Source organism: Testudinibacter sp. P80/BLE/0925 (genome assembly GCF_053570785.1).
Genome location: NZ_CM131636.1, coordinates 898,802 through 912,140 on the forward strand (window position 1 = coordinate 898,802; position 13,339 = coordinate 912,140).

12 protein-coding genes are annotated in these 13,339 nt (G+C 47.5%); 7 read left to right on the forward strand and 5 right to left on the reverse strand.

Annotation, left to right across the window (positions count from 1 at the left end):
• Positions 1-21 precede the first annotated feature (21 nt).
• Positions 22-1,311, reverse strand: coding sequence for a branched-chain amino acid transport system II carrier protein (brnQ, locus tag ACWA5Z_RS04300; protein WP_431054082.1), 1,290 nt, complete (start codon positions 1,309-1,311; stop codon positions 22-24).
• Between the two features lie 276 nt (positions 1,312-1,587).
• Between brnQ and ACWA5Z_RS04305 the strand changes: the two genes are divergently transcribed.
• Both ACWA5Z_RS04305 and miaE read left to right on the forward strand, forming a co-directional pair.
• Positions 1,588-2,634, forward strand: a complete 1,047-nt coding sequence (locus tag ACWA5Z_RS04305; protein WP_431054083.1) for an extracellular solute-binding protein — start codon at positions 1,588-1,590, stop codon at positions 2,632-2,634.
• Positions 2,635-2,723: 89 nt separating this feature from the next.
• A complete protein-coding gene (gene miaE / locus ACWA5Z_RS04310) occupies positions 2,724-3,482 on the forward strand; it encodes a tRNA isopentenyl-2-thiomethyl-A-37 hydroxylase MiaE (protein WP_431054084.1) in 759 nt (252 codons plus the stop codon).
• 28 nt (positions 3,483-3,510) lie between these two features.
• Here miaE and rmuC read toward each other — a convergent pair whose 3' ends face one another.
• Positions 3,511-5,115, reverse strand: coding sequence for a DNA recombination protein RmuC (gene rmuC, locus ACWA5Z_RS04315; protein ID WP_431054085.1), 1,605 nt, complete (start codon positions 5,113-5,115; stop codon positions 3,511-3,513).
• Positions 5,116-5,225: 110 nt separating this feature from the next.
• Here rmuC and ACWA5Z_RS04320 point away from each other — a divergent pair, with 110 nt between their 5' ends.
• The 3 genes from ACWA5Z_RS04320 to ACWA5Z_RS04330 are packed head-to-tail and all read left to right on the forward strand — an operon-like array spanning position 5,226 to position 7,380.
• Positions 5,226-5,834, forward strand: coding sequence for a Maf family protein (locus tag ACWA5Z_RS04320; protein WP_431054086.1), 609 nt, complete (start codon positions 5,226-5,228; stop codon positions 5,832-5,834).
• Positions 5,831-6,814, forward strand: coding sequence for an aminodeoxychorismate synthase component I (locus ACWA5Z_RS04325; RefSeq protein WP_431054087.1), 984 nt, complete (start codon positions 5,831-5,833; stop codon positions 6,812-6,814). Before ACWA5Z_RS04320 ends, ACWA5Z_RS04325 begins: the two co-directional genes overlap by 4 nt.
• Positions 6,814-7,380: an aminotransferase class IV family protein gene (locus ACWA5Z_RS04330; RefSeq protein ID WP_431054088.1), complete on the forward strand. Its 567-nt coding sequence runs from the start codon at positions 6,814-6,816 to the stop codon at positions 7,378-7,380. The genes ACWA5Z_RS04325 and ACWA5Z_RS04330 overlap by 1 nt, the downstream gene beginning before the upstream one ends.
• Positions 7,381-7,450: 70 nt before the next feature.
• Here the strand turns inward: ACWA5Z_RS04330 and ACWA5Z_RS04335 are convergent, their stop codons facing one another.
• The 3 genes from ACWA5Z_RS04335 to ACWA5Z_RS04345 all read right to left on the reverse strand — a co-directional run bounded on the left by ACWA5Z_RS04335 (position 7,451) and on the right by ACWA5Z_RS04345 (position 10,581).
• Positions 7,451-8,872, reverse strand: coding sequence for a DASS family sodium-coupled anion symporter (locus ACWA5Z_RS04335; RefSeq protein ID WP_431054089.1), 1,422 nt, complete (start codon positions 8,870-8,872; stop codon positions 7,451-7,453).
• 221 nt (positions 8,873-9,093) lie between these two features.
• Positions 9,094-9,606 (reverse strand): ribonuclease E activity regulator RraA, encoded by a 513-nt coding sequence (gene rraA, locus ACWA5Z_RS04340; protein ID WP_431054090.1) that lies wholly within the window; start codon positions 9,604-9,606, stop codon positions 9,094-9,096.
• A gap of 60 nt (positions 9,607-9,666) precedes the next feature.
• Positions 9,667-10,581 (reverse strand): 1,4-dihydroxy-2-naphthoate polyprenyltransferase, encoded by a 915-nt coding sequence (locus tag ACWA5Z_RS04345; protein ID WP_431054091.1) that lies wholly within the window; start codon positions 10,579-10,581, stop codon positions 9,667-9,669.
• Positions 10,582-10,708: 127 nt separating this feature from the next.
• On the opposite strand from ACWA5Z_RS04345, the gene tsaA reads away from it, so the two are divergent.
• The gene (gene tsaA, locus ACWA5Z_RS04350) at positions 10,709-11,449 is read left to right on the forward strand and encodes a tRNA (N6-threonylcarbamoyladenosine(37)-N6)-methyltransferase TrmO (RefSeq protein WP_431054092.1); all 741 of its coding nucleotides are present in this window, start codon (positions 10,709-10,711) and stop codon (positions 11,447-11,449) included.
• 985 nt (positions 11,450-12,434) lie between these two features.
• Positions 12,435-13,262 (forward strand): OmpA family protein, encoded by an 828-nt coding sequence (locus ACWA5Z_RS04355; RefSeq protein ID WP_431054093.1) that lies wholly within the window; start codon positions 12,435-12,437, stop codon positions 13,260-13,262.
• Positions 13,263-13,339: the final 77 nt, after the last annotated feature.

Genomic DNA, 13,339 nt, shown 5'->3' on the forward strand with positions numbered 1-13,339 from the left:
GAGCGCGAAAGGGATTTTTTGTTATTTGCGTCCCAATACCACACTCAACCCCAACGCGATTAACGCCGGTACAGCCCAGCTTAAGCCGAGGTGATAAAACGGTATGTGGTTGAGTAAGCGATCGATTTCTGCGGGCAGCCAACCGAGATTATTCAGGCTGTCGCCGAGACTGAACAGTAACACCACGGCAATCGTCGAGCGGTAACTCAAGCGGGCATTCGGCAAGTGCGGTCGTAGCAGTTGTAGCGCCACTAGCATGATCGCCATCGGATAGATCAACAGTAATGCCGGAATGGTCACCCGCAACAGGGTGGTTAAGCCGGCTTCGGCGATGACGGTGGTGGCGATACTGAATAAAATGACGAAAAATTTGTAATTTAAACGGTGGTGGAATTGGGAAAAATAGTCGGCGCAAGCGCTGGTGACGCCGACTAAGGTGGTCAAACTTGCCAATAACACGATCGCGCTCATCATTAATAAACCGCTTTTGCCGAACAGTTGGTTGACATAGGCGGAAAAAATCTGTCCGCCGTTGCTGGCGTGCTGCGCCACCGGGGCGCTGGTTGCGCCCAAATAGAACAGGCACAGATACAGCGCCGCCAGCAGTACCACCGACACAACACCGGCACTGAGGGCGTATTTCAATACCGCACTTTTTTGCGCCACCCCTTTCACCGCCAAGGCGCGCGCCACAATACCGCCGAATGCCATCGCCGACAGCACGTCCATGGTTTGGTAGCCGCTGACCAAGCCGGTTGCCACCGCCGCATTGTCAGCATAGGCATGGCTAGGCGAAATAATATCGGATAAAGGATTGGTCATCACCGCAAAGCCGACTGCCGCCAGCAACAGCAATAATAACGGTGCCATAAATTTGCCGATACTGGAAATCATGGTGCTGCGCCCGAGCATAAAAAACAGCGCAATCAGATTAAAAACAATCGCAAACAGAATATGCGAATAGCCGCCGTTAAACAGGTTGAGCGGTTGCCACGCCATTTCATAGGCGACATTGGTAATCCGCGGCATGGCGAAAGTCGAGCCGATCACCAGATATAAAATCGACCAAAACGCCACTTCCAGCCATTGCGGCAGATCGCGCGACAACTCTTCACCGCGTCCTTTCACCGACACCACTAGCAGCGTAATAAACGGCATGATCACGCCGGTAAGGATAAAACCGAGTGCCGCCCATAGCCAGTACGTGCCGGCTTGATAGCCTTCCATCGGCGGAAAAATAATATTGCCGGCGCCTAAAAACAGCGAAAAAATCATCATGCCCAAAACGGCAATATCTTTACGAGATAACATATCGTTCAGCCTTAAATTTAAAAATAGGCGAATTATAGGCTATTTTCTTATTTTCAGAAATAAAATTCAGTTGTGATTGTATTGTCTGGTATTTTATATGGAATCTTCTTACTTTGTCAGGATAAAATGTTAATTATTCGCTTTGGACGGCGGTCGGCGACAAAATCGGTTAGAAAAAGCCGGTTCGTCTTGCTATACTGGCTGCGCCTGCTAATGTGTCACTTTTAACCGCACTTGTATACTGCCTTGTCCGTTAAGGCGTCGGAGGATTGAAAATTGAAAAGATTATTTGCCAGCCGTATGCTGAAACCGTTGCTGCTTGGCGCACTGACGTTTTTCAGTGCGTCGGCTTTCGCACAGAAACTGTATGTTTACAACTGGACCGAATATATTCCGTCAAAATTATTGGCGGATTTCACCAAAGAAACCGGGATCGAAGTGATTTATTCGACCTTTGAAAGCAACGAGGAAATGTATTCCAAAATGAAGCTGACCAAAGACAGCGGCTACGATTTGGTGTTTCCGTCCAGTTACTACATCGGTAAAATGGCGCAAGAAGGTATGTTGCAGCCGTTGGATAAAAGTAAAATCAACAACTTAACTAACATCAGCGCAGAGTTGTTGGATAAACCGTTTGACCCGAATAATGTATATTCGCTGCCGTATGTGTATGGCCTGACCGGTATCGGCGTGAATGCCGCCGATATTGACCCAAGTGCGGTCAGCAGTTGGCAAGATTTATGGCGTCCGGAATATAAAGGCAAAGTGTTGCTGACCGCCGATTCGCGCGAAGTATTCCATTTTGCCTTGTTATTATTGGGTTATTCGCCGAACACTAGCGATGAAAACGAAATAAAACAGGCGTATGAATTGCTGAAAAGTCTAATGCCGAATGTGGTGGCGTTTAATTCCGATTCGCCGGAAGTGCCGTATTTGCAGGGCGAAGTGGATATCGGCATGATTTGGAACGGTTCCGCATTCCGCGCCGAGCAGGAAAATCCGGATATCCGCTTTGTTTATCCAAAAGAAGGGGCAATTTTCTGGATGGACAACTATGCGATTCCGAAAGGTGCGAAAAACAGTGATGCCGCCTATCAATTTATTGATTTTATGTTGCGTCCGGAAAGCGCCAAAGTGGTGATTGAAAGCATGGGCTTCTCAATGCCGAATAACGGTGTAAAAGCCTTATTGGACGAAGCCGATGCCAACAACCCGACCTTGTTCCCACCGAAAAGTGAAATTGCAAACGGCGTGCTGCAAGCCGATGTGGGCGACGCAATTGATCTTTATGAGAAATATTGGAATTTGCTGAAAACCCATTAATTATTGACTCTTCCCTCCCTCCGCCCTTCGGACACCTCCCTCCGCGCGCGGAGGGAGGGAAGTTTTAGATTTATAAGGCAAAATGTACCATGTACCGACAACTGCTAGCCCCGATTCACCAATTTCTTCAATGCGAAACCCCTGACGCATGGATCAACGAAGCCAAAAAGCCGCAAAATCTCAGTGTAATCCTGCAAGATCATATGATGTGCGAGCTGAAAGCGGCACAATCGGCGATGTTTCTGTTGCGTAAATACGCCGCCGACAGCGAAAGCAATCAAAACCTGTTGCAATGGATGAAGCCTTACGAAGATTTCGCTTACCGCAAAATCGGTGATCTCAACAGCTTGAAAGGCAAAAGCCAAATCAGCAAAAAAATCGAACCGCGCAGCGAGCAACCGTATGCAGCGGAGATTATCGACAAAATGGTGTTGCTGATTAAAGAGGAACTGCACCATTTTTATCAAGTGCTGGAAATTATCGAACAACGCGGGATTGAGCTGACAAACATCAGCGCCGGACGTTATGCCAAAGGCTTAATGCGCGAGGTGATAAATCATGAACCGCATACGTTGGTGGATAAACTGATTATCGGTGCATTTATCGAAGCCCGTTCTTGCGAGCGTTTCGCCAAACTTGCGCCCTATTTGGATGAAAAATTAGAGAAATTTTATATTTCGCTGCTGCGTTCGGAAGCGCGCCATTACCAAGACTACCTGACATTAGCCGAACAGATCGCCGGGCAAGACATCAGCGCACGGGTGGCGCATTTCGCACAAGTGGAAGCGGAATTAATCCGTTCGCCGGACGACGAATTTAAGTTCCATTCCGGTGTGCCGACAGTGTAAGTATCAAAGTGCGGTTTAACCGCACTTGCTACTCTCGCTCCTCAACCAACACCACCAACCGATCCGTTTCAATATTGGTTTGTAATACTTCCACTTCCGGCAAGGTTTTGGTCACTTTTGCCGACAGGGTTTTGAAACGCTCCACTTTGCCGTATAAACCTTGATTGCCGACCAGTGCGGTGACGGTGTTGTTGTAGTGGTTATTGGCGGCGGTGAGCGAGCCGCCCAGTTTTTGCAGGCGCTCGGCGAGCAGGCTGACTTGATTATACAGTTCGCCGGCGCGTTCGCTGATTTCGCGCGCTTCGCTGTTGCCGCGTTCAAGCCGCCACAAATTCGACACGGTGCGCAAAATCGGCATTAAGGTGGTGTGCGACACCAAAATCACATTTTTATTATAGGCATCGTTAAACAAGGTGCGGTCGCGTTTCATCGCTTCGATATACGCCGGTTCAATCGGGATAAACATCAGCACGAAATTCGGGCTGCGCATGCCGATTAGGTTGCTGTAATCTTTATTGGATAACTCATTGATATGGTTGCGAATCGCCTTGACGTGTTCGCTTAAATGGTGCTGTTGCTGCGCTTCATCTTCGGCGCTGACCGCACTTTCATAATCGAGCAACGAGACTTTACTGTCGATAATCAAATGTTTATCGTCCGGCAACTTGACGATGAAATCCGGCTGGCGGCGTTTGCCGTCGCTGTCTTGAAATGATTCTTGCGCACTGTAATGGTCGCCGGAGATTAATCCGGCAAGTTGCAAACTACGCTCCAGTTGCATTTCGCCCCAGTTGCCGGCGGTTTTTTTGCTGCCTTTCAGCGCGGAAGTCAGGTTGTTCGCTTCCTGCGACATTGATAAGCCGATTTCCAGCACTTTTTTGATTTCGCTTTCCAAGGCGGTGTTGCCTTTAATCGCTTCGGAATGCACCTCATTGATCCGCTTTTGGAAACCCTCGATCTGCTCGCGGAACGGCTTCAGCAGGCTGTCGAGAGACAGTTGGTTGCTTTGGCGGAAAGCCTGGCTTTTCTCTTCCAAAATGCGGTTGGCAAGGTTTTGAAATTCGCTGCTGAGTTGTTGTTTGGTTTGGGCAAAATTCTGTTGCTGCTCGGCAAAATTTTTCTCTTTTTCCGATAACGAGGTTTTTAGCTCGGTTAATTCTTGGATTAACCCGGTCAGTTGCGCGCGGTTTTGTTGCAACTGTTGTTCGCGTTGCTCCACCGCACTTTGACTGTGTTGCAGCTGCTGTTGCAGGCTGTTGGCTTGCGCCGACGCGCTGCCGAACCGCTCTTTCAGTTCGGTGATATGGCAATTCACCGTCTCGTTGCGCTGCTGTTCTTCGTCCAGCGCTTTTTGCAGATAAACCAGTTTTTCATCACGTTCCACCAACCGATCTTGTAAGCCCTCGGCGCGGGTTTGCGCCTGAACCGCCTGTTGTTGCAGGGCTTCGCGTTGTTGTTGTACGTTTTCGTACTTTTCTAATAACTGATTGAAATCGGCAATGTTTTTATTTAAATCCTGTTGCAATTCTTGGCTGTCGCGCTTGCGCCGTGCGCCGATAAAAAACAGAATCAGGCAAAGTGCGGTCAGCAGCGCGCAAAGTAACAACCATTGGTTTTGAGTGAGTTCGATCATATTTAACGCTTCTTTAAATAGGCTTTTTAGGGTCTGTTGATATTTGTGCTTTTCAGTCTGGAAATTATAAAGCAAAATAAGGTACTTTTCGTTTTCTGAGTGTGAAAATAATGCAGAACAGCCTCTATTTAGCCTCCGGCAGCCCGCGCCGTTGGCAGTTGTTGCAAGAGTTGGGTTTAAATTTAATCAAAGTCGAGGCGGAAATCGACGAAACGCCACTGCCGGGCGAGCGTGCGCAGGAGTATGCGTTGCGCATGGCGGAGCAGAAAAATCAACGCGCGCGCCAAGTGTTGGCGCGTGAGCCGGAATTTCCGTTGTTGACCGCCGACACCACTGTCGCCTTTGAACAGCATATTTTAGGCAAACCGGAATCCGCCGCCCACGCCGCCGAGATTTTACGTTTGCTGTCCGGCACCACCCATCAAGTGCTGACCGCCGTGTGTGTTTACTTTCAAGGCGAAAGCCACAGCGTGCTGCAAACCAATGACGTGACTTTTGCCGAACTGAGCGAGCAGGAAATCCAAGCCTATATCGCCAGCGGCGAACCGATGGACAAAGCCGGGGCGTTTGCGATTCAAGGTTTCGGCAGCCTGTTTATCCGCCATATCAGCGGCAGTTTCAGCGGCATTATGGGCTTGCCGATTTATGAAACCGCACAGCTGTTGTTAAAGTGCGGTCTGCCGCACTTGCTGTTGACGCCAATAGGAAAATCCGCGTGAAACATTGGATTGAACAAGCCAACGCCTTCGGCAAACAGCGTGAACCTTTTCTGTTTCTGATTGATTTTGAACAGCAAAAACCGCTGATCGTGCCGCTAGCCGAAGCCAAACGGCACGGTCTCTATTTTGAGATTGAGGGGCAGAGCAACCGTGATTGGCAGCTGCCAGCGCCACAACAGCCGCTGCAGATTCAGACGACCCCGATCGCTATCGCGCGTTATCGACAAGGGTTTGATTTGGTTCGGCAGCAGCTACAGGCGGGCAACACTTATTTGCTGAATTTAACCTATCCGACCGCGCTGGAATGCAATTACAACCTGCGCCAAATTTTCCAATTCAGTCGTGCACGCTTTAAATTGCTGTTTGAACCGCACTTTGTCTGTTTTTCGCCGGAGTCCTTTGTCAGCACCCACGCCGATAAAATCTATTCTTACCCGATGAAAGGCACGATTGACGCCGCCTTGCCCGAGGCCGAACGGCAGTTGCTCAATTCCGAAAAAGAGCTGGCGGAGCATAATACGATTGTCGATTTAATCCGTAATGATTTGGCATTGGTGGCGCAGCGGATTGAAGTCAGCCGTTTTCGTTATGTAGAAAAACTGCATACTGAGCGAGGCACGATTTTGCAAACAAGCTCGGAAATTTGCGGCAATTTGCGCCACAACTGGCAAGACGAGATTGGCACAATCGTGGCAAAACTGCTGCCCGCCGGTTCGATCAGCGGCGCGCCGAAAGAGAAAACGATTGATATTATCCGCCAAGCCGAATTAGGTGAACGGGGTTATTACAGCGGTATTTTCGGCGTGTTTGACGGGGAAAATCTGCAAAGTGCGGTTTTGATCCGCTACCTTGAACAGACGGAAAACGGCTTGCTGTTCCGCAGTGGCGGCGGCATTACCACCCAAAGCCGGTTGGAAGAGGAGTATCAGGAGTTGTTGCAAAAAGTGTATATCCCGATTACGAAACATAAGGTTGCCTAATGTTGCCGCTCATTGAAACCATCGCGGTGCAAGACGGCGAACTGCAAAATTTGGCGTATCATCAACGGCGTTATCAACAGGCGTTAGCGACATATTATCGGCAACAGACCACGCAAATGTTGGATTTAGCCGCCATTCAAGTCCCACGTGAATTTCAGCACGGTTTAGTCCGTTGCCGTATCGATTACAACGCGACTGAACAGCAAGTGCGGTTTTTTGCCTATCAGCGGCGTGAATTCCGCACCTTTCAGCCGGTGATGTGCGATCACATTGACTATGAATTCAAATTTAGTGACCGCACTTTGCTGGATCAGCTGTATGCACAACGGGGCGAGTGCGACGAAATCATGATTATTAAGCACGGCTTGATAACCGACTGTTCCATCGGCAATTTAGTGTTGTTGCAAAACGGTATGTGGTATACCCCCGCGCAACCGTTGCTGCACGGCACGCAACGGGCGAAACTCTTGGCAGAAGGCAAAATTCAGACACGGGATATCCGCTTAGCGGACTTAGCCGATTACAGCCGGATTCGGCTGATTAATGCGTTGAATCCGCTGAGATGACAATCGAGCTAGATAAAAAAATACCGGCCACTGCCGGTATTTTTTATCAGTTCAACCAATTATTCAAGGTTTAGTGAAACCAGAACAGGTAAGCTATTGTGCCAATTATGAATACCGAGACGATATTCAACCGGACACCGGCGCGTATCATTTCGCTTTGTTTGATTTGCCCGGTACCGAACACAATTGCATTCGGCGGGGTGGCGACCGGCAACATAAAGGCGCAAGAGGCACCCAAACCGATAATCAGTGATAAGCCTAGCGGCGGCATACCCAAGGTTTCGGCAATCCTGATGAAGATCGGCACTAACAATGCCGCACTGGCAGTGTTGGAGGTGAACTCGGTCAGGAAAATAATAAAGGCGGCAACCACCAGACCGATAATATAGAAGTGTCCTCCCTCAATCGCGGCAACCACCATATCCGCCAAGATTTTACTGGCGCCGGAATCACGCAGTACCGCACTTAGGGTCAAACCGCCGCCGAATAACATCAACACGCCCCAGTCGGTATTTTTCTGGATATCTTCCCAAGCGGCGACTCGGCTGATACAGATAGCAACGGCTGCAATCAGGGCAATAATGCTGTCGAAGCTAGCCATATTCTTTTCCAAGCCGAATAATGAGGAGAGTAACGGATTGATTTGTCCGCTAAATACCCAGCATAAGGCAATCACCACAAAGATTGCCAATGCGACATACTGTTTGCGGTGCAGGCTTTGTTCTTCGAAGGTTTTTTCAAAGGTGGCGGTCAATTTTGGTTTGAAGGTGAGATACAATGCACCGATCATTAACGGCATCATTAAAATCATCACCGGCAGCCCGTATGACATCCATTGGGCAAAACTGATGTTAAGTTGTGAGGCAACAATCGCATTCGGCGGGCTGCCGACCACCGTGCCCATCCCGCCGATACTGGCGCTGTAGGCAATCCCGAGTAATACGAACACATAGGTGTTGTGATCGGAATTTTTATCCATCTTGCTCAGAATTCCCATCGCCAACGGCAACATCATCGCTGCGGTGGCGGTGTTACTCATCCACATCGAGAGGAATGCGGTGGTCGTGAACAGGTAAATCACCGCAAGGAACAGTTTTCCTCTGGCTAAATTCATGATTTTATTGGCGATGATTTTATCCAAGCCCTGAATGTGCAGTGCGGTCGCCAGGGCGAAACCGCCGAAGAACAAGAAAATCGTCGGGTTGGCAAACGTTGCCAAAGCAGTGCTGGTGGTGACCAAACCAAGCGCAATTGCCATAATCGGTACCAAAAGTGCGGTCACGGTCACATGAACGGCTTCAGTCAACCAAAGAATACCGATAAACACCAGTAATGCCAGCCCCTTATTTTCATTCATATTGAACGGCAGAAAATTGAGCAGCAGGAAAAAGAGGATAATATTGGCTAGAAAAATGATACCGCCGCGTCTTAATTCGCGATCTTCAATGCCACTTTGTAGCGGCTCCGGTTTGTTTATTTTTTTATCGATCATCGTGGTTTCCTTAATTTTAATACAACCAGAAGGAGAATACACTTATTTAGTGTAATGTTATCAATATAACAGGCTGTTACGATTTTATTAACTAAATGAAATAAATAATTGTCAAAAATGTGACCTCAAACAGAAAATAATCACGGAACACCCTATCGGGCAATAAAAAGCCCGGGCTGATTTGATTAGCTCGGGCTGATAGTCACAGAGGGAACAAGCGGTTAATCGTTAAAATTGTCATCCTCTCGGTTGTTGAGTTCCAGTGGTTCAGGCGAAAGGATAATCCCGGTCAGATCGGCATAGACATAATCTTCCGGCAAGAACGACACGCCGCCGAAATTCACCGGCACCTCGGTTTCGCCGATGGTTTTATCGTCGGCGGAGACCGGAATCGGCGCCAACGCATGAATGCCGATATCCAGACTTTCCAGAATATCCAATTGGCGCACCGCGCCGTAGACAATAATCCCTTCCCAATCATTATCAACCGCCAGTTGCGCTAAATCGGAATCAATCAAAGCACGGCGCACCGAACCGCCGCCGTCAATCAACAGCACCCGCCCCAAGCCGTCTTCTTCCAATACTTCTTCGATCAAGCCGTTACTTTCGAAACATTTGACAGTGGTGATTTTACCGCTAAACGCACTGCGCCCGCCAAAACTGGAAAAAATCGGTTCGACCACGTCGATTTGATCTTGATAAATATCACACAACTCAGAGGTATCAATACGCATGAGGGTATCCTTAATTGATGAAAAATCCGTTGCGGCTAGTATAAACAGTAAACAAACAAATTACCAATAAAACCCAAGTAATAAGCCAAGGCTGAACAGCAGGTTGGTTAACAGCGCCAACATTGCCATTTGTGCCAACATCGGGCGCAGTTGTTTCGGGTCGTTGGCACGTAGCACCGACCAAGCGTGTTTGAGCAGTAAAGGAAATGCCGCCGCCGCCAGCCAACCCGACCAATGTGGAAAATATAATAAGCCGAAGGCAAGATAGAGCAGAATCGCCGCCACGATTAGCACGCTGTGATAAATTTTTGCCGGTTTGTCGCCCAAGCGCACCGCCAGCGTGTTTTTACCGGCTTTGCGATCTTGTTCAATATCGCGTAAATTATTGATATTTAACACGGCGGTTGCCAATAGCCCGCAGGCGGTTGCCACCATTAAGATTGGAAAGTTGATCTGGTGCGCTTGCAAATAATAAGTGCCGCCGACCCCGAGCCAACCGAAAAACATCAGCACCGAAATATCGCCCAAACCGATATAACCGTAAGGTTTGCGTCCGATGGTGTAAGTAATCGAGGCAATCACCGCCAACACGCCCAACAGCAAAAACGCCAGCAGATCCTGCCAACTTTCGGTTGCCACCAGAATCAATGCCAAACCCGAACACAAACTGGCAATAATCGTGATAATCAGTCCGTTGCGCAGTTGTTTTGGCGTGATCACGCCATGCTGAATGCCGCGCAGCGGTCCGATACGCTCGGCGGTGTCCGAGCCTTTGAGGTGATCGCCGTAATCGTTGGCAAAATTCGATACCACTTGCAATAAAAGTGCGGTCAGAATTGACAACAACGTAATTGCCCAGCTAAAGACGCCACTGGATGCGGCTAAAGCAGAGCCGGTGACAATCGACGCCAACGCTAACGGCAAGGTTTTCGGGCGGGCGGTTTCCAGCCACATTCTAAAAACGGTTTTGTTCATATTCCCTGATAATAATAAAAGCGGTTTATACCGCACTTGACTGATTTGGGTGCTATTATAGGCGAAAATATCCGGCTTGTTTTGATTTGACAAGGTATTTTGCCGCTTTTTATCGAGAATCTGAAAAATGTCATCTGAATTTTGTTTTGCTCCGCTCACCCTGCAACCGGTTGCGGTGGCGCATACCCCCTATAATGAAAAATTTTCCGTGCCGCGCCAACCGGATTTGGTGCAAGACGGACAAGGCGTGATTGAATTACTGCCGCCGTATAATCAGGCGGAGGCGGTGCGCGGTTTGGAACAATTTAGCCATCTGTGGCTGATCTTTCAGTTTGATCGTATTGCCGCAAACAAGTGGCAGCCGACGGTGCGCCCACCGCGCTTGGGCGGCAATCAACGGGTCGGCGTTTTCGCCTCGCGCGCCACCCACCGCCCCAATCCGTTGGGGCTGTCGAAAGTGGAATTGAAAGCGATCGATCTCAGCCAAGGCAAAGTGCGGTTGCAGGTCGGCAGTATTGATCTCGTCAATCACACTCCGATTTTTGATATTAAACCTTATCTTGCTTATGCTGACAGTCAAGCCGATGCGCGTAGCGGTTTTGCCCAACAAAAACCGACAAGCGCGATCGAAGTGCGGTTTCTGTCCGAAGTATTGCAACAAATTCAGCAGTACACGCCTCGCTATCCGAACCTGCAACGTTTTATCCGCGAGCTGATTCAGCAAGATCCGCGCCCAGCCTACCAACAGCAACAAAGCGGCGAACGGCTGTACGGCATGAGTATTTGGCAGTTCAACGTCCGGTTTTGTTTTATCGAATATAACGTAGCGCAAGTGGTGGCTGTTGAGCGGAAGAAGCGTATTTTTTAATTTGTTTCCAAAAAGTTAAATGGTTAATTGAAGTATTTGAAAACCAAATGTCAAATCATTCACAGTGGCACAATCGGCTTTCGATTATTATTCACCGAAACTTTCTAATATTATAGTTATCGAGCTAATTTAGCGCTCTCAATATATTTCATTCTATCTCTCCTATTTTCAATGTGCGTTACTTCGACTTCTTGAAGAAGATTATCGAGAGTAATGTAATGTTTTTAGATAATGTCACTGTAATTAGTTGTTGCTTTGCTGACAATGCATGTTGGAAAGTCGTGTATACATAGTTAAGCAAAGTATGGCTGCACTGAAAACAACAAAATTTGTCAACTTGCGTTACTAATAATCAAATCACTGTCGGAAGATTCAGCTTAACTTAGCGTCTTTTTCTTAAAAATTTATATGTTTATAAAATAATGGTCTTTTTTGTGCAATTCTTATTAAATGAGCAGTTATTTTGCAGATAATTTCACTTTTTATGTTTACAAAAAGATCCTAATCAAGTGATTTATTGATTGGGTTTATCGTTTTTTAAAGTTGAGGTAAGTTTTAACTGTAAGTTTGATTGACACGCATTTTACAAATGATATTATCAGCAGACGTTAAGCAAGATTCAAAGTTATTAAGGTATATTTAAATTATTTTTTAATTAATTAAGATGTTAAATATAAACAAAATTAAGAGGATATATGCTACAAAATCATTATAATACTCGCGCAGCCTCGCGCAGCCTCGCGCAGCCTCGCGCAGCCTCGCGCAGCCTCGCGCAGCCTCGCGCAGCCTCGCGCAGCCTCGCGCAGCCTCGCGCAGCCTCGCGCAGCCTCGCGCAGCCTCGCGCAGCCTGTTTATTGGTTGGAGATCAATTGCCGTAATACGCCTGTTTGCACTGAGCCTTGTTTTATTCGGGTTGAGCGCCTGTTCGACTTCGCCTTCTGATTTAACCTCCTTATCCGATTCATCTTCACCTCCTCTCCATGCATTGGAACAATGGGAAAATTATCAATCTGTTGATATTAATACCCAAGATATTCCACTCGGACAAACACAGCTTGTTTTCTATCGACAGCAGCAATTAAACGGACCGGCGATTAATATTTATATCGACGGAAACTATCAAACCTCACTGCTGGAAAACGGTTTCAGCGCGATCTTATTGTGTGCCGAACCACACTTAGTCAGCGCCTCATTCAGCAGCGATACAATGGCAGGCAATAGAACCGAAGGGTTTAAATTTGCTTCGCCTAGTCAACAAGTCACTTATATAAAAATTAAAAATTCCAAAAGTGGTTTGCCACGTTTTGAATTCGTTGCAACGGAAACTGCACTGAAAGACTTATCCGCCTTAAATATGCAAAGCCAAACATTATCCAGAGTGCCGGCCTCGCGCTGTCAAGATGATAGCTATATTTTGGCGGCAACGTCAGTGAATGCCGAAATCACTTTTCCATTGAATCAATATGCTTATGACAAAGTGCTGATCGACGGTCAGCAGAATATCCGCCGATTCGCCGAAAAAATAAACGCAATGGATCCGAAGGATATCGGGCAAATTGTAGTCAGCGGTCATGCCGATCCGAGAGGACGTGCTGATTATAATCAACTTTTATCTGAAAAACGGGCTAAATCAATTAGTAATATCCTGACTGAATATGCGGTAGCACTGCCGATTGTAGCGGTCGGATACGGAGAAACGTCGCTGCTGGTTGAGGATTGTGCATTGCTTTATCCGCATGATATTGCCGCCCAAACACAGTGTAATTTACCCAATAGACGAGTAGATATTGTTGTTTATGGTCGTAAAAAATAACGTTCACTCAATATTTCAACATATTTCAAACCCGATAACTGCTTGTGTTATGGGTTTTACTATTTTATTAAATTAAT